The organism is Sphingomonas sp. BL2, assembly GCF_056680015.1.
Genome location: NZ_JBWXPL010000002.1, coordinates 1 through 17,500, shown reverse-complemented (window position 1 = coordinate 17,500; position 17,500 = coordinate 1). Strand labels below are relative to the sequence as shown.

Below are 17,500 nucleotides of genomic sequence, written 5' to 3'. Positions count from 1 at the left end.
CTGGTTCGATAGTCTCGTCCGACATCACGGCCCCGTTCAAAGAGCTGCCATCAACCCGTTGAACGCTCCGCCTACAAGGCGGCCCTCAGACCGCGCTTACGCTACATCTGCAGCTGGTTCGATAGTCTCGTCCGACATCACGGCCCCGTTCAAAGAGCTGCCATCAACCCGTTGAACGCTCCGCCTACAAGGCGGCCCTCAGACCGCGCTTACCCGCCTGCTCGATAAGAAGGTCCTTCGGACTCTCGATCATGCAATAAAGGTTTCGTGGTCAGCCCTGAGACGATCGACCGTACGGCCGATCTGATCGAGCGGCACCGCACGTTGAAGCTGCACACCGGGCAATCCCTGTCGGTCTTCGCGTTTCGCGGTGCGGGATCGGTCCGAACGGTCCTCACTACCAGCTTGCTCATCTTCATGACGGTGACGAACAGGCGAGCTTACTGGTAGGGACGTTGCAAAAGATCAAAGTACAAATAGGGCACTACTGTGCTCAACGCGCGCCTTGTGCAGGTGCTGACAACACGACCCGATTTATCTGTCCCGAGGTGCCCCCGATCGCGTCGGAAGCCTGAGCGAAGAGCGTCAGCGTCTGCACTGGGCAGTTTGAGGAAACCGTCAGCAGTCCCGCAAACACGCCGCCTGCCTGCGCTGAGTTGGGGACCACCACGCGACCGAGCTCGCGCCCGTCGCTGCGGCAAGTGAGCGTCCAATAAGGGAGCGCGCGTGCATCCTGTGCTATGCCGCTGCTGTGGCCGGAAAGACGATAGGTTCCAGGCGGCAGAAGTTGGACCTGTTGGAGGACCGGCCCGCCGATGCTTGCAGGTGCGGAGAATTCGAACGTTCCGCCATCGCGCGTGCGCTCGATCGAGGCGCCGATGCTGTTGTCGTTTAACGTTATCCAGTCGAACTGCGATGGCGTCTCGAGCAATGCCGTAAACTGCGGGTCGCGCGCACGGGTGCGGATCGCGCCAGGGCGGACAGCGGCATAATAGCGCCACGCTTGGTCGGTGTTACCAGCATCGAGAAGGAGGTTGATGATCGAAGTCTGCGCGCTACCAGGAATAGCGACACCACGCACCTGCAGGCCCTTGAACAGTGCCACAGTGGTCTGCGGATCGTCTTTCTGCGCCGCAGCATAGCGGACGTAACTGTTCAGCCAAGGCGGTTTACCCTCGAGCCTGCGCACCAGTGCTTCGCGGATCAAGGGATCACGCGAGGCTTGTTTCAGTACGGGGTAGAGAAGATCGCTCATCTGCGGCTTTGTGCGCAGTGCAATATCGTACCAGCGAAGCGCGCTAGCGATGTCGCCGCGCCCGACCGCGTCCTCAATCGACCACAATTGAGTCGTGGTGTTGCGACGTGAGAGCATTTGCGAATAAACGAGTAGGCGTCGGGCGTAGGCAGTGTCGTTTCGCGCCACGGCAACGACGCCAAGTGTTGCTGCGGCCGAAATTGCGGTCGGATCGCGGCGAAGCGCCGCGCTCGACAGTACCTCCGCCTCGTTGCGTTTAGTTGCAGTAATGCCTGGCGTAATCAGGGAGGCTGCATGGGCGGCGATCAACCGACCATCATATGAGACGATCGAGTCGGCAGCTTGGGGTCGCGACCTGCTCACAACATGTGCGACCGAGAAAGCGACACCCTGATACCCTAAAACCGCGACGCCGCAGGCTAGCGCGATGCGACCTGCCCATTGGCGGCTTGATCGCCGTCCGCGACCTGAGAGATGCGTCCGGGACCGCATGAGGAGGCTCAGCCCTGGCCCTTGGCGTCATCCTTCGCGCGCCCGTAGCCATAGCCATATTCATAGCTATTACCGTAGCCGGCACGGCGCGCTTGGAACTTGGTGAGCACGCCGCCAAAGATACGTACGTTAGCGGCCTCAAGGCGCCGCAGGGCAGTCTTTACCTGCGTCGCACGGATACCATGAGACTCGACCGCATAGACGACACCTTCGACCTGCGCGGCAATCAGAGGGGCGTCGGCAAGACCCATAACCGGCGGGCTATCGATGACGACATGATCGTAATCCTTAAGCAGTCGGTCGATCAGCGTCGTGAGGCGGGTGCCTGTCAACAACTCCGCCGCGTTGGGTGGGATCGGGCCAGCGGACATCGCAGTAAGTCCGAGATCGGGTATCTGGAAGGTCAGTGGTTCGATGCCTTCCTCGCCAGCCAGGAAATTGCTGAGGCCACGCTCGTGCCCGACATTCCCGAAATGATGAATCGAAGGCGAGCGCATGTCGCCGTCGACGATAATCACCCGTTTGTTGGCCCGCGCTAGCATCGTCGCAAGTGCGAGAGCAGTGGTCGACTTGCCTTCCGCAGGGCGCGTCGACGTAACGGAGAAGGAACGCGGTGCGCCATGCTCGGTCGTAAAGCCGAGGTTAGTGCTTATCGCAAGGTAGGCGTCGACAAGATCCGACTTGCGGTCAAGCAGATCGTCGCGTGGCTCGCGATCCTCATCGACCTTGGGCACCGAGCCAAGTAGCGGCAGTCCAAGCTTGCGCTCCACCTCGCTGGGATTGCCGAAGGCTTCGTCCATCTGCTCAAGCGCGAAAGCTATAACGCCGCCAAGTACAAGGCCGCCTAGCAGGGAGATCAGCAGGTTCAGGAATAGACGCGGGCTCGATGGCTTCTGCGGCTCATCTGCGGTGTCTACCACCGAGATGTTATTGACACCGACGCCATTGGCGATGCCGATCTCTTTGTAGCGTTGGAGAAGTCCGTCGTATAGAGCCCGGTTGGTATCAACCTCCTGTTGGAAGATATTGTACTGAATGGAGCGCCTACGATTATCGAGATAGCTTAACTTCAGCTGATCTACTTTTGACTGAAGTGCACTCTCGCGCGCGGCTCCGGCTCGATACGCACCCTCAATCGATCCCTTTACGCGTGACTCTTCGCGCCCAATTGCGCGGTCGAGCTGGTCGAGCTGCGACTTTAGCGCCTGTGCAGCCGGATAGCCGGGCTCAAACTGAACCATCATCTGCTGATATTGCGCGGCAAGTTCGGCCCGGCGCTGGCGCAGATTATTGATAGCGACGTTGCCAAGCGCTTCGCTCGAGGTGCCACCGGCACTGCCCGACCGGTAGCGCGCCTCCGCTTCGATCCGGTCGGCGGTTGCCTGTGTAAGCGCCGTATTTAGCGCAGCGAGATCATCTGCAACGATCGATCGTTCGACGGTTGGCCCGCCAGCCGTGCTGCCGGTCTGCGCGGGGAGATTGATAATCTTTTGCTGCAACGCATAGCCGACGAGCTGGCGCTGACTTTCGTCGAGCCGCTGCTTCTGGAGCCGCAACTGCCGCTCGAGCAGGTTGCGACCATAGGAGGTAGCCTGCACCTTGCGTTCAAGATTAGTCTGGATGAAGTTTTCTGCCCACGCATTGGCTACACGCGCTGAAAAAGCAGCTTGCGGGCTAGTAAATGCAATATCGACGAGGCGAGAAAGCCGAGTGGGATCGACCGACAGGTTCCTCAGCAAAATCTCGCCCGCTACACGTTGGCGCTCGGCGCGACCCGCTGAAGTGTAGCGGTTGTTGGTCAGGTCGAATGCCGGGTTCTTATCACTCGTCCCGAACATCTTAAAGAAATCGGGATTGTCAACGAGCTGCAACTGGGTTGCCACGCGCTCGGACAGAGCACGCGATTTCAGCAGGCCGTACTGGGTTTGGTAGAATTCTTGGTCCGCGACGCTGGTGTCGCGCTCGACCGCCTGAATATTGGTAACCTGCGATGCTTCGCGGGCAATCTCGACGGTCGCCGTCGAGGTGTATTTCGGCGTCATAAGCAAAGTGACGATGAGGCCGAGTACGATGCAGGCGACAGTCACGCCGATGATGACGTACTTCCAGCGCAAGGCGATCCGCAGATACAGTTGAATTATAGGCGGCCGATCGCTCTCCACTGATTGGGGCGCGATTGTCGTACCATTCCCAGCAAAACCGTATTGCAGGTCTGACATGATAACATTCATACGCTCGTCAAACCTTAATTTAGGACCGCGATCAGCGGCGCGGCGAGAAGCGGTGCCAGCGACACGATATCGCGGAATCGGCGTCGCGCCGGGCTATCGCCGACTACGACAATATCGTTGGCGTAGATCGCCGGGTCGGCATAGGCCCCGCGTCGGATCGCATCAATATTGTAGAGCCCGGCCATCTTGCGCCCGTTTACCGTGCGCAAGATAACGACCTCTTCCTGCTTCGCGAATTCGGATAGGCCCTTAGCCGACGCGATTGCGCGTAGCAGCGTCATCTGGTTGGTCACCGGGTATAGGCCAGGCTCGGTGACCTGCCCATCCATGGTAACAACCTGACTGACCGAACTCTTGATATTCACCGTCACGTCCGGGTTACGTACATAGCGTCCACGCAATGCACTTTCGATCTTTTGCGAGAGCTCCTGCGCGGTGCGTCCACGCGCGTCGATCGTACCGATCAGTGGCATCGCGACCTGCCCACCAGCATCGACCTGCACCTCGCGGCTGAGGTCAGGGACATTGAATACATCGATCTGGATCGTGTCGAGCGGACCGATCAGTGACTGGCGATCGGCCGCGATCAAGTCGGGCCGCTCGGGCGGAGGTAACGCCGCGCTGTCTTGGATGACGGTAAGCTGACCGGTCGAAACTAGCGGTTGCTGATGCGCGCATCCCGTAAGGGCGCCGATCACCAAGAGGGCGGGACAGATCTTGCGCATACGCGAAAAAGTTACTCTGGAGGCGGGGACAGGAAAAAAGCTCATAGGTCGCGGCCCGTCGATGGTAAAGGTGCTTTTCCCATGGCATGACTCACACGCTCTGCGCCTCCGAGCCAAATCGCTGCGATGGTCGTCATCGCCATGATGATTGGCGTGCGCGCGGGATAATCAACGATGCTCGCAAGGATGATCAGCAGCAACGTGGCCGAGCCGAGCTTGGGCAGTACCGCATCGGCGCGCCAAGCTCCGATACTTCGCCAGAGCCACCAGCCGATCGCGGTGACGAGCAGAAGAAGCCCGGGTAACCCGGCGGTGAGGACGATTTCCAAAAGGTCGTTGTGGGCATGGTTGAAATAGGTCGGTTTCAGTAGCCCGAACGGCTCGTGAATGCGAAAGATAGGATCGAAGCTTCCCAACCCGCTCCCGAACGGGAAATAGGTGCGGATGATTACCAGCACTATTGGAAGACCGCGGGTGCGCATATCTTCGCCCGTGTCCATTTCGACGAGGCGATTCAACGACACCGCGCGGTCCGTCGCGACGCTAGCGAGCACGAAGATCGCAATCAGTGTGATAACCCCGATGCCGATGGCGGGCAGCGTCCAGCGCGGGTAGTGGCGCAGCGCCGACTTTACGCCGCGTCGAGCGATAGTCAGCCCCAGCAAGAATGCGACTCCCCCAAGCGCGATGCCGGCGCGCGATCCAGATGCTAAGATTGTGAGGACGAGCAGCGGGATGAGGCCAAGCGCGATTGGCGCACGCACTCGCGACGCACTACCGGCTTCCACTCCCCATACTGGCGCGATCAGCAGCCCGATCGCAAGGAACAGCGCGAAATGGTTGCGGTTGGCGATCAAGCCGTTGACCGCCCCAGCCGAGCCGTTGACGAGCGGGTTGATCAGTTGGGCGCCGGTGAACTGGAGCAGGCCGACCAACAACGCAAGGCCGATCACCGCCAGGACTACGACAGGGGTAAAGCGTTTCTGGTCTTCGCGTATGCTCGTTGCGAGCACTAGCACCGCCAGCGGCGTAACTAGGGAAAACATTGCGTTTACCGTCGCGCCCGGCACAAGCGATAAAGGGCGCCATAGATCAGCCGGCGATATCAAGGGATTGGTGAACGCTGCGCGACCCGGCAACGCGCGCCATACGCCCGGGGGTAAGGGTACCAGTTGCACCAAGCATAGCAGTATTGCCGCGAGGAGAAACATCGTCGCTCCTTTTGCTTTCGCGATCTGCGGACCACGCGCAACCAGTACTGCCACCAGGATCGCGGTCCACGACGCGGCGCGTGTGACGATCTGACCGACTACGTCCTCGCGCGATGCCCCGCCCGCCAACCACAAGATGAGGAACAGCGCTGCCAGCAGCACTAAGGATATGTCGGGGCTGAACCGGGGCTCCCGCAGACGTGAAATGGCCATGTGTAACCCCTAGGTCATCGAACGGCGCGAGCGTTGTCGCGTCGCAGCCCTGAAGTGGTCTGCGACGACGCTTCAAACGTCTGCGACATGTCCGATAGAGCGGATGTAGATAAGGGCGAAAGCGTCGTCTTGGTGCCAACGCGCGTGTTGTCAGTCGACTTTACTGCAAACGCCGCAGCTGGATTGTTGGTGCTGTCGGTGCGGTAGCGCTCAATTCGGAGGCTGAGGCGTGTGTCGATACGGCTGGTGACCCGGTTGTTGATGCGCTTGGGGTTGAGGTTCGTAGGCTCGCCCTTGGCGTTGAGCCTCGCGCCATAAGCGGTCGTGGTATCGCGCGCCGTGCGCGTCTGCGCGTTCACTGAGGTGTTGAGCGATAAGGCCGTGATCGCCAACGCCGCAATGACAGCAAAGCCCCGACTGGTCTGCACCCGTCCGGTTCGAGATATGTCCTGTCGCCTCATTCTTGTCCATTATCGCGCCTCGGAGACCGCGTCACGGTCTAAACGGCCTGCGTCAGCGGGGTAGACCACCGACATGCCGCCAAAATGTTACGAGGTCGTAATTTCGACGGCGAATAGTTCCTGCCTGACATCGTGCTACGGTCTGCCCATACCATGTTAGCTCCGTTCGCCGCGCCCGTCCTGCTCGCGATCAGCGCCGTGGCCGACGCCAGGCGCTTCCTTGAGTTTTGCTGCGACAGTCCGCAATCCACATCCGAGACGCGTATACACGGTGTTCCCATATGCAGGATGGGGGTAACGTAAGACTTTGCATGATGCGTGGGTCGTGACTTTGGGCACTTGCACAGATCAGCCGCTTCGCGTCTCCGCATGGATTGATGAACTGATGCGCGGCGTCGCCCGACCGTCGAACAGAGGCTCGTTGCGATCCGCCACCCCTTCGAATGGTTGATCGCCGTCCCGGTACCCGCAATTAATGTTCGCAATATCGATACGTAGACGTTTCAACAGCTGAGCAAGCGGACGCCCGTCATAAGGGAACGGGGCTGTCTAACCCTGCGAGAGTAGACTGGCGCCATTCCCTATCGGAGAGTTCTGGTGCGGTGCCGTCGCGTAGCGGCCAGTCGATCCCGGCACTGCCCCACGTGATCCCGGCATTCGCTTGCGGAGCGTACGGTCGGAGCATTTGTCCATGACCTCGCAATCTGGCTCGAGCGTCAGAAACCATGAGCAAAGCCGACGGGGTTGAACAGCTGGTCACCATTCTCGGCGCGAAGCTTGGTAGGGCTCACCGCCCGTAGGTCGGCGATCCGTTCCACAAATCCACAGCGATGTCGGAGGCTCTTCCGCGGATGCAGCTAGTCCGTCAAGAGGGAGTGGTTGTCCAGGGCAAAAGTCACGTCGATGCCATGCTCAGCGAACTCGTTGCGGGTGTAGGTTTCGGTAAACTAGCTACGTGCATCGTCGTGGCGGGGAAGGGTGAACTGAACAGGCAAAAGCATGTTGTGTCCGTAGTCCAAAAGCAACTTTCTGGTAACGAGGGGCTTAATACCGGATTAATCTGACGAAGCGTTAGGCGTCTTGTGCCGGGCGCCTTAGGAGTTTTTCTTTAATGACAGTCATGGACCTTGCATCAAATGGCCGAACGAAGCCGTCGGATATAGCTAATGGATAAACAGCGGCGGCGATTGATTGGCGGTGCTTCCGGTTTGATCGGGATGAGCGCGGTTGGCGCAACGCAAGCCGGGATCGGGCAGGGTTCCGACCTACCCCCCGATCCGCGTACGCCTTTTGTGTCCGTTACTGCGTTTGGCGCGCGCGGTGACGGTGTGACCGACGACGGTGACGCACTGCGCCGCGCACTCGCTTGGGTTGGGCGGGTCCATAGCGACACCGGCGGCGCCTCACCCAGATTGTATGTGCCTGCCGGAAGCTATGCCTACGACCGATCACCAAACTTTGCGGTTACCCCGTTAACACTCGACTGCGCGGCGGGCGTAACATTCCACCATCGCGGTACAGGTCCTGCCTTCGTGCTTGATGGAGGCGCGCAGGATAGCGGAGCGTACCGCGTCTACATCTTGGGCATGCCCACGGTACGAGGCAATGCGCATACCGATATCGGCGTGGACGTGCGCGCGTTGCATCATTCGGTGATTACGGCCAATATCCGCGATTGTGCCGTCGCAGTGCTGCGAACGCGTTGGGCCGTCGCGACTGAGTTCCGTATTCGGGCCAGCGGACTGGGGATCAACGGGCACAACCCGGTCCCGGTCGACGGCTTAGTTCTGGAAGCGCGTAATCAGTCAGAAGGCACGTCAGACTGCTTGTTCCACCTACCGATCATCGAGCAGGTGAGCAACATCGGCATTCGCTTGGTTGAGGCGGGCAACTGCACCTTTTTATCCGGCACCAGTGAGTCAAATGGAGTTGGAGGCGTTCACGTTGCCGCGGCCTCAAACGGCAATACCTTCATCGGGCTCGACCTTGAAGTCAACGGGCAATACGGTGTTCATTGCGAGGGGCAACGTAACGGCTTCATTGGTACCTATGACGACAAATCGTCAAGCTTTGCAGGCACAAGCAATTGGGTGCGCGGTAGTCTGTTTAATGCCCTGTCGAATAGCGGCGATGGAAATGCCTTCGAGGCGCTTTCCTATGCAGCCGCCGGCGGGCGTTTCACGGATACGGGGACGAATACTCGCCGATTCATGCTGCGGAATCTGTCGACGGGACGGGTGGATCCGGACTATTTCGGCGGTGCGGGCGACGTACTGGCAAAGCCTGTCGGCGGCGCTGTTCGCGACGTGGAGGCGCGCCGGGCAATCGAAGCGTTGATCGCGCGCATGACATCGCTTGGTCTCAGCGGGTAACGCCGGGGGGCGGGGGCTCATCCCCACTGCCGAGCGACGGTATCGGCCGCTTACCAGGCATTGCAGCGTCACCGCGCCCCTTGCCGGTCGCAGTAGCCAACAGGAGAGCCAGATCACGGTGAAGCGACCACGGCGCTAAATAGGTGGCGTCCAGTTCCGCCAGGGCGGCCGGGGTGGACATGTCCACCCCGGCAACCTGTGCCGGACCGGTTATGCCGGGCCGTAGCCCGAACACGCCGCGCTTGTCTCGCTCCTCAATCAATTCGTGCTGCACCGGCAGGCACGGGCGCGGGCCAACCAAGCTCATGCTTCCCGTAAGGACGTTAAGAAGTTGCGGTAGTTCGTCCAGCTTTAACCGTCGGAGCCAGCGGCCGCTGGTGGTGATCTGCGCAGCGCCGACCTCGTGCGAGGCAACGTGTCCGGTATCAGCACGCATAGTGCGTAGTTTGACCAACCGGAATGGTCGCTTATCGCGCCCGATGCGGCGCTGCACGAACAATGGCGTCGCGCGCGTGTCCAGATATGCAATCGGCAACACGGCCAGGCATAGCAAAGCGGCTGGAATCAGTAGGGCAAGGCACAGGATGAGGTCGAAGGCTCGCTTCACGGTTTGCTTCCTATAGGGGCGAGTTGGTCGGGAGCATTGCGTTCAGCACGCATGCTCGCGGCCGTCAATGAAAGCGGGGAACGCTTGCGCTTCGGAACATTGCGGCATACGGCCTGTGCCAGCGGCAGGAGCAGTCTGCCGGAGATAATACAGTGAGCGCGCCGTGCTTCAAGACTTAATCAAACCGACCGTTAAATCGGTCGGTGTCGAAATAAAGCGGCTACTGCCAGCCAGTAATTTTGGCATTCAGATTGCGCACCTCGCCGTTGATGATGAGTATAATCGAGTCTTTGACCTCGGGGCAAATATTGGCATGCAGTCAGCATGAAATACCCTTCGACCGTCCTAAATCGAGCGGACACCGTTTATCGGTTCATCGTTTCATCTGATCGCGTTGCGCTTACCCGTTTCCGTCCAGCCTTCTTACCGGGCGGTGCACTTCATTATCTCGTTTTGCTGGTCTTGGCAGTTTTCCCATTCCAGTGGCTGGCTCTGGATGTCGGGACCTCTAAATTCGACGTCTCGAACATCGTATTCTATCTATTTGCTGCTTTGATACTGTTAAACGTTAACAATATCCAATGGGGCAAGGCGTTCAAGTTATTTCTGGTTATTTACCTCACTCTTGAAGCGATTATGTTCCTGGTGGGCCCTGCAACGCTCCCGCGGTTCGCATCGGCGTTCGTCTGTCTTTCTAGTATCATTATAATATTTGGTGCTCGTGATTCGCTACCGTTAAATGCAAAGCCTGCCTTTTATACCGTCCTCACAGGGGTTGCATTGGTAGCTAGTTCCATTCTCTTTGGTTATATGGTGCAAGGGCAGGATCGCCCGTCGGGATTAATGGCGGAGCCCAGCGTTGCCGGTCTCGTATTGGTGGGGACGGCGGCAGGTCTTCTACTCTCCGCACGCTGGGCGCCCACCCGTGCTAGAGCGCGGCTGTCGGTCTTGGGGGGGGTGCTAATCTTCGGTGTCTCTTTCTTAACGAAATCTACGCATATCCTTTCGTTCGTGGTTGCGTTGACATCGCTGGGCCTGCTGTCGCGTTCTATCAATATGCGCACCTTGATCTTGGGCGGAATCGCACTGGCAGTGCTGTACTGGCTGTTCACCTACGATCCGCATTATCATAGCCGGATCGACGTGCAGGGTGCTTCGTCAAATCTCTCATTGCTATCTTGGCTGCAGGGCTTCGATCAGATGGTTGCCTCGTTTTGGCGCTATCCGCTGGTCGGTGCGGGCCTTGGCGGAACGGGCCAGTTCGACTTCTACTCGCCTTACTCGGCCGAACTAGCCTCTCTTGGATTGAGCGAGCTCAACCGCCAGGATGCCTTCTCGGGGTTGTTCCGAATCACTATCGAACTGGGCCCAATATTAACGGCAGCTGTGCTGTGCGGCATCGGTTCCCGTCTGTTACAGCTATGGCGGGCGACCGGCAGCGGATTGCTGCCGGTATGTGAAGAATCGCAGGCCCAAGTATTTCTTTTCACCTTTGCCTTTACGCTGGTGTTCGGGGTGCTCTTGAAGGAACCGACGTATTCACGTTCACACTTCGTGGTGGGGGCTTTACTCTTCTCAATCGTACCGCTGCGCTCGGTTATCGATGTGCCACAGTCCGTGGCGCAGCGGCTTGCTGGCAACGGTCGCTAGGGTTATTCGCACAAATGCTTAGCGTTTCCGTCGTCAGTCATGGGCAAGGCTCACTCGTTGCCGCGCTGCTCGGCGATCTCGTCGAGATCGCACGGGTTACGCCGCTGGAGGTCATCCTGACCAACAATTTGCCCAGTGGAGGCATAACAGAATTGCCGACAGGACTGTCGGGGCAGATCATCGACAATCCGGTCCCACTTGGTTTTGGGCATAATCATAACCAAGCGTTGGCGCTGGCACGAGGCACGCATGTGTGCGTATTGAACCCTGACATTCGCCTAACTGAAAACCCGTTTCCTGCGTTGCTGCGCGAGGCTGATCGCATGGGAGTGGGACTGGTCGCGCCAGCGATCCTGTCTGCGGCGCTGGCGGTTGAGGACAGTGCGCGTCGTTTTCCGACGCCTTGGTCATTGCTGCGCCGGCGCACGGGCGGTGACGACGGTCGCTACCGCTACGCGCGCGGTGACACACCGACCCCGGTCGATTGGGTGGCGGGAATGTTCATGCTTGCCCGCACCGAAGCGTATCGCGCGGTCGGCGGGTTCGACCAGCGTTACTTCCTATATTGCGAGGACATCGATCTCTGTGCGCGAATGTGGCGGTCGAAACGATCGGTGATGCTATGCCCCGCGGTTGCGGCCATCCATGACGCGCGCCGCGACAGTCACCGTCAAATGAAATTCCTGCGCTGGCACGCCGCAAGCTACCTGCGGTATTTTGCCACCCACTGGCTACGTCCCGTGCGGCCGCACCAATGATAAGCGTACGCGCGCGACTAGCTGGGCTGCGGCGTCTGGGCGGGCAGGGCCGGCAGGGTATATGGGCAATGGCGGAATATCTCGCCTACCCGGCGATGATGTTCGTGGCGACGCCGATCTACCTCAAGCTGCTGGGGTCCGAGCAATACGGCCAGTGGCTGCTGCTCCTGGCCTTCAACGGCTTTGGCGGGGTCGCCGGGTTTGGCATGGGGACGGTGGTAGTTCGCGATGTGTCGGAACAGCACGCCCGTGGTGATGTCGCGGGGGCGATCGCCGCCGTGCGGAACGGGCTAGCGTTGACGCTGATTACCACCACTCTCCTGTGCTCTGCGATCATCATCGTGGGGCTAACCGACGGACCGGAATTACTGAAACGGATGGGCTCATCCGCGACGGTTGGGATGTTGTTCTATGGCGCGGCGGGGCTGATCGCGCTGGAACAAATCGACGGAATCTTTGTCGCGGCGTTGCGTGGATTGGAACGGTTTGACTGGTCGGCACGGGTCGAGATTGGTAGCAAGCTAGCCACGATTACCGCCGCGGTGACTGCGGCTTGGGCAACTCATCAGCTAAGTGCGGTGATACTGGCTACGCTGGCGCTGACGTGCTTGCGTACTACCATCAAGGCAACCATGGTGTCGTACCTGATGGGGGCCGGGCCGTTGTTGCCAGCATGGGATCCTCGGCGCATCAGGGGCATGCTTTCGTTCGGATTGTGGAGCTGGGCGCAAATGATCGGTGGAACGCTCTTTGGGACGGTTGACCGCTTCTTGGTCGGCGGGATGCTTGGGGCGAGCGCGCTAGCCACCTATAGTGTCTGTATACAACTCGCCCAGCAGGTTCACGCCGTTCCCGCTGCGGCGGGACAAATCCTGCTGCCACGCATCAGCCGCATCGATGACCGACGTCACATCACCTCCATCACCAGCCGCGCCTTCGTGGTCATTGCGCTGATGACAGGAGCGATCGCCTTGCCACTAAGCATTTTCAGTCACGATATCCTTCGTCTGTGGGTTGGTAGCGCGATCGCGGATCGCGGTGCCGGAATCCTGCGCGTGACCGTCATTGCGTATATTTGCCTCGCGCTCAGCAGCGTAGCCTATTACGTGCTTTTAGCGATGGGAAGAGTGAGAGCAGTCGCGCAGATCAGTCTAGCTGGCGGTGTGATCTCGCTAGCGACAACGTGGCTCCTCATAAAGCATCTGGATCTGGTTGGCGCGGCGCTGAGCCGCGTTGCATACGGCCTGCTGATGTGCTTGCTAATCGTCGATTTGGTACGATATTTGCGAAAAGATCCCGAGCTCAAATAATATAGATTAGTTTTGAATATATAACTTAGTGATCAACATTTGTATGTTTGATTCTATCAATCGGAAAGTTAAAAATCACCGAGCTTTTAATTACGAGTTATCTTTAGGCATAACTTTATTGAATAACGATGAGATTTTGTAAATTCTATGTCATCTAAGACAACCCCTTTGGTATCGCTCATTATAGCATGCTATAATGCGTCTTCGACATTGTCAGACGCTATCAATAGCGTTTTGATGCAGGGTCGGAATGATATTGAATTAATTGTAATAGACGGTCAATCGACCGATCATACAATTAATATCATACGGCGCTATGAGTCGCAGATAGACTATTGGATCAGTGAGCCTGATAGCGGTATCTACGATGCTTGGAATAAAGGCGTGCGTGCGGCGCATGGGAATTATATTTGCTTCCTTGGCGCTGATGACATTCTTTTACCTGGAGCGATAGACGCCTACGCGCAGCAGATTGCGATATCGCCCGAGGCAGAATTTTTGTCCTCACGTGTACGCTACGGTGAAGGTGAACATGCGCGAATAATAGGATTGCCTTGGCAATGGAAAAAATTCCGCCGATATATGACGACAGCGCATGTCGGCTCCATGCACCGGCGCTCTCTGTTCGACCGAATCGGTTTGTACGATGATAGTTTCATAATCACCGGCGACTATGAACTACTTTTGCGTGCAGGCCACACACTGAAGACTGCCTTTTTAAACGTCATTACCGTGCAAATGGGCGTGGGCGGGATTAGCTCAGGGCGGTCCAACCGAGTTTTCCTTGAGACAGCACATGCCAAGCAGCGTCACTCGGGGCTTCCCGTTTGGATTGTTACAGTTGATCGATGGCGCGCGACCCTCGGGTTTCGCCTCCGGTGTATGCTTGGCCGATGAATAGATAAATATGAAACTAACTGAAATATTAACTTTAGGCGGATGTGAGGGTCAGGTTCATTGATGTGAGAAGCGCGATCTGGTTGATCCCCGTGAGGAGGCCTAGGATGAGCGGCATGCTGCAGATAAGCCCGATCTTATAAGATGGCAGGGCGACTTAAAACCATGCCGTCGCTGACGTCATGCGTTGAGCAGTTGCTTCCACAAATCAATCCAGCCTTCTGCATAGGGTGATGCTGGAGGCGGGGTGGAAACAGGTCCCCAAGGTGCCTGACCCTTCGCGGCTTGGACGATAGCGTCTCGCCAACATTGTGGCTGATCCGACGGTAGGAATGCAACGGCGTCGTACGTTCCCACTGTCTCGCGCGCATAGGGTTCGTCCGCTACCAGCATCGGTCGGGCAAACTGTTTAGCCTCGGTAATCGGCAGGCCCCACGTTTCCACACGCGAGGGGAAGAGCAGCGCATCGCACTCGGCATAGCGCCGCGCCATCTCTGGACGCGATTGACGTCCGACGAAGTGCACTCCAGGCACATCGCGATAGCGGTCGAGGAGAAAACGCGCGTAGCGGTTCTCAGTCCCGTCGATCGTCACGCATAGTTCAGGACGCCGTGGCAAGCCGTCCGGTAGATCGCGCATCGCTTCGCACAGCAGTTCCACATTCTTGAATCCGCGTGGCACGGTCGGATAGAATAGTGACAGTATTTCCGGATTGCGCGACGATTTTTGCGGAGGTGGCAAGTCAAAAACGTCTGGGTGTGCCACTATCACTCGTTGTACGCCAAAACGGCTCAGAAATTCGTTACGAAGCCATTCCTGCTGGACCACCACAGTTGCGTTGCTGTGGATGTTAAAGCGGTAGAGAAAGCGGTAGGCGAGTCGGAATATTAAAAGTGTAGGATCGAGCCGGATGTCGCGCAGCACCAAGCGGGAGAAGGGGATGGCATTGTGACAGTAGACAGCCTGCCGGGTGCTCCCCAGGCGCGGGCTGACATCGTGAAGGGACAGCCAGAAATCAGGCGACAGCTCCCGCGCAAGCGATTGGAATCCGTAATATTCTAAGGCGATCCGGCGACGCCATGACGATTTGACAGTGGGAAACTCGATGAGGCGAATACCGGGCGTCTCGATCAGTGCGGCGCGATGGACCAGCGCAATGATCTCGGTCTCTTGTGGAAGCGAGGCGCGCGCGGCGGCAAGGCAGTCGCGTAGCACGGTGAGCGGGCCACCTTCAGTGAGATTAACAGCTGATATTACGATGCGCATTAACGCAGCCCCTTTTCCAAACGCTTGCTGGTTGGATCGAACCGGCGGGTGAGCCCCGCCGGTATGCACATAATAACAGTGCCCATTGCGACGTCGTACGTGACCGCTGACCTGCTACCGACAATCGCACCCGCGCCGCGCTACGGTTGTTTACGCGAAGCTGCCGCATACGCGTCATCCTGGTGCCACGCAACGTGTTGTCACCCTATAAAGACCTAACAAGACCTCGAAAAGTCGCGCGATAAACACTTTGGGTGATTGATAATGCGAAGCGCGGTGAATGTGCTACCCAAGCAGTTAGGCGATAGCACTCTGTGCATTCGCCCGTTGTCTCCATTGTCCCATCGCCTCGCGGTCGCAGCAGTCGAGCGGGAATGCGACAGGTACCCTCTCGCCATTGTCGCAGGTGATCTCCAAACTGTCGGAGCACGAGTGGGTATTGTGCAGATCGACGGCAACGCGACCATCGTAACGTCGTTCTCGCGGCATTCGCCGTCTCGTTATGGCAGCATCCCGTGCACTTTCATGATGCGGTAGACGCGTTTCAGATTGGGCGCCTTGCTCCGGTCTTTTCGGTCTGCCGGCGCAGCAGAGCATGAGCGCGGCGTTAGCGGTAGGTTAGGAAATCGGCGACGAGCACGCGGATGTCGGCAAGCAAATCGGCATCTGGTAGCCGTGGTCGGGGACGCGGCTTGCCGAGTAGCTCGTTCTACAGGCCTTCTTGCCGAGCAGCCGGCGTAGTTCGCGCACCCGCGCCTCGAGCGCACGGTACTCGGACACCGGCACCGCTTCCTCACCAACTGCCACGGCCGTTGGTACACCTCACACCATTAGGCGCCGCCAGGTAATATCTGATTTCCAGCAATGTCGTGCTGGCGGGCAAGGAGTAACGCTCACCTCGGGCAGATCCGTCTTCTCGCCGATCCGACCCCTTCCTCAGATCTCGACCGTCTCCGGCGCTGAACACCGGAGAGAACCTCGCCATCGTTATAATGCTTGGTCTACGTCAGTCCATCAGTCTGTCAGTCATGCGCTTCATTTTATATTTGAGAGCGGGCCCTGTCAGGTCATTCAGGGGGCCACCTCACAAAGCGGTGTCCGCCACTTAATTATCGACGATAGCCGCAGGCCTCTAATTGCGACAGCATGCGCTGTGTCCGCACCTCAAGCGTTGCAACCTCATGGAGCCGGATAAGCGCCCGATGAGTCAGTTCGGTATAATCGTCGATGTTGGCCACAATATGCTCGATTTGGCCAACCGGATCGCCTTCGTCTACCGCTATAACCGGATCAAAGCCGAACAGGTCGTGTAGCTCAATCGGGCAACGACCGAGAAGGATGCAGCCGGACGCTATCGATTCAAGATAGCGCTGGGTCAACGTTTCTACGTTCCCCGAGCGGCCCGGATGCGTGATCGATGATGGAAAGCAAATGGATATCTTACTGTCGGCGAGTCCAGCGACGAGCTTCTCCCGTGAAGCGAAGACGATCGCTCCAGGCTCTTTTTCGAAGAGATGTGAATAAGGTCGACGTGAGGAAATACCCCTTATCGCGGCGTGATATGAATTGTTTCTACGCCCCAGTTCCAAGACGTCAATGGCGCGATCGCGCAACGGTTTGTGTGGAGTGAAGTCAGTCGGATCGATGCCTTCCGGAGCCCAGATTGCCTGAAGCCCGGGCACGTTTTTCTCCATGTAGGCGGCAGACTGACGTGCCGAGAAGAAAGCGACCTTGGGCGCTAGACGTTGCAGCAAGTCCGTCCATTTTGCGTAATCAGGCTCCCAGCAGTCGAAACAATCTGGAATAATCTCCTGCCACATTGCACGAGGAAATGCTCTATAAGCTGTTAACTGCGCCAGTTGAACTATCGATGCCTCACCTCCGCTGTATATTACTTTACGAAAAAGGCCAGTCTTGTTCAATATCTTACCGATTATGCGTAGGAAAGGCCCAGCGCCCGTGACACGGTGTATTCCCGCTGAGAGAAATGAATTTTCTATTGGATGCAGCCATTCGCTCGTCAGACCCTGCTCTGGAACGTGCGTTATTGTT

14 protein-coding genes are annotated in these 17,500 nt (G+C 58.1%); 5 read left to right on the top strand and 9 right to left on the bottom strand.

Annotation, left to right across the window (positions count from 1 at the left end):
- Positions 1 to 493 precede the first annotated feature (493 nt).
- The 5 genes from AC1ME3_RS18525 to AC1ME3_RS18505 all read right to left on the bottom strand — a co-directional run bounded on the left by AC1ME3_RS18525 (position 494) and on the right by AC1ME3_RS18505 (position 6,519).
- Positions 494 to 1,564, bottom strand: coding sequence for a hypothetical protein (locus AC1ME3_RS18525; RefSeq protein ID WP_480955908.1), 1,071 nt, complete (start codon positions 1,562 to 1,564; stop codon positions 494 to 496).
- Positions 1,565 to 1,755: 191 nt separating this feature from the next.
- On the bottom strand, positions 1,756 to 3,978 hold the full coding sequence (locus AC1ME3_RS18520; protein ID WP_480955907.1) for a GumC family protein: 2,223 nt from the start codon (positions 3,976 to 3,978) through the stop codon (positions 1,756 to 1,758).
- A gap of 14 nt (positions 3,979 to 3,992) precedes the next feature.
- Complete coding sequence (locus AC1ME3_RS18515; protein WP_480955906.1) at positions 3,993 to 4,748, bottom strand: polysaccharide biosynthesis/export family protein; 756 nt, start codon at positions 4,746 to 4,748, stop codon at positions 3,993 to 3,995.
- Complete coding sequence (locus AC1ME3_RS18510; RefSeq protein ID WP_480955905.1) at positions 4,745 to 6,127, bottom strand: O-antigen ligase family protein; 1,383 nt, start codon at positions 6,125 to 6,127, stop codon at positions 4,745 to 4,747. The genes AC1ME3_RS18515 and AC1ME3_RS18510 overlap by 4 nt, the downstream gene beginning before the upstream one ends.
- A gap of 14 nt (positions 6,128 to 6,141) precedes the next feature.
- A complete protein-coding gene (locus tag AC1ME3_RS18505) occupies positions 6,142 to 6,519 on the bottom strand; it encodes a hypothetical protein (RefSeq protein ID WP_480955904.1) in 378 nt (125 codons plus the stop codon).
- Between the two features lie 1,235 nt (positions 6,520 to 7,754).
- On the opposite strand from AC1ME3_RS18505, the gene AC1ME3_RS18500 reads away from it, so the two are divergent.
- Entirely contained in the window at positions 7,755 to 8,960 is a 1,206-nt protein-coding gene (locus tag AC1ME3_RS18500; RefSeq protein ID WP_480955903.1) for a glycosyl hydrolase family 28-related protein, read from the top strand.
- Here the strand turns inward: AC1ME3_RS18500 and AC1ME3_RS18495 are convergent.
- Entirely contained in the window at positions 8,950 to 9,567 is a 618-nt protein-coding gene (locus AC1ME3_RS18495; RefSeq protein WP_480955902.1) for a sugar transferase, read from the bottom strand. The two genes, AC1ME3_RS18500 and AC1ME3_RS18495, sit on opposite strands and share 11 nt — an antisense overlap.
- Positions 9,568 to 9,891: 324 nt before the next feature.
- Between AC1ME3_RS18495 and AC1ME3_RS18490 the strand changes: the two genes are divergently transcribed.
- The 4 genes from AC1ME3_RS18490 (at position 9,892) to AC1ME3_RS18475 (ending at position 14,182) form a co-directional block, all read left to right on the top strand.
- Complete coding sequence (locus AC1ME3_RS18490; protein ID WP_480955901.1) at positions 9,892 to 11,217, top strand: hypothetical protein; 1,326 nt, start codon at positions 9,892 to 9,894, stop codon at positions 11,215 to 11,217.
- Between the two features lie 14 nt (positions 11,218 to 11,231).
- On the top strand, positions 11,232 to 11,975 hold the full coding sequence (locus AC1ME3_RS18485; RefSeq protein ID WP_480955900.1) for a glycosyltransferase: 744 nt from the start codon (positions 11,232 to 11,234) through the stop codon (positions 11,973 to 11,975).
- 68 nt (positions 11,976 to 12,043) lie between these two features.
- Complete coding sequence (locus AC1ME3_RS18480) at positions 12,044 to 13,285, top strand: oligosaccharide flippase family protein (RefSeq protein WP_480955899.1); 1,242 nt, start codon at positions 12,044 to 12,046, stop codon at positions 13,283 to 13,285.
- Positions 13,286 to 13,432: 147 nt separating this feature from the next.
- Positions 13,433 to 14,182: a glycosyltransferase family 2 protein gene (locus AC1ME3_RS18475; RefSeq protein ID WP_480955898.1), complete on the top strand. Its 750-nt coding sequence runs from the start codon at positions 13,433 to 13,435 to the stop codon at positions 14,180 to 14,182.
- Positions 14,183 to 14,362: 180 nt separating this feature from the next.
- Here the strand turns inward: AC1ME3_RS18475 and AC1ME3_RS18470 are convergent, their stop codons facing one another.
- From AC1ME3_RS18470 to AC1ME3_RS18460, 3 genes are all read right to left on the bottom strand, one after another.
- A complete protein-coding gene (locus AC1ME3_RS18470; protein WP_480955897.1) occupies positions 14,363 to 15,448 on the bottom strand; it encodes a glycosyltransferase in 1,086 nt (361 codons plus the stop codon).
- Positions 15,449 to 16,066: 618 nt separating this feature from the next.
- Positions 16,067 to 16,228, bottom strand: a complete 162-nt coding sequence (locus tag AC1ME3_RS18465) for a hypothetical protein (RefSeq protein ID WP_480955896.1) — start codon at positions 16,226 to 16,228, stop codon at positions 16,067 to 16,069.
- A gap of 329 nt (positions 16,229 to 16,557) precedes the next feature.
- The coding region (locus AC1ME3_RS18460) for a glycosyltransferase (RefSeq protein ID WP_480955895.1) at positions 16,558 to 17,500 on the bottom strand (943 nt) is incomplete at its 5' end.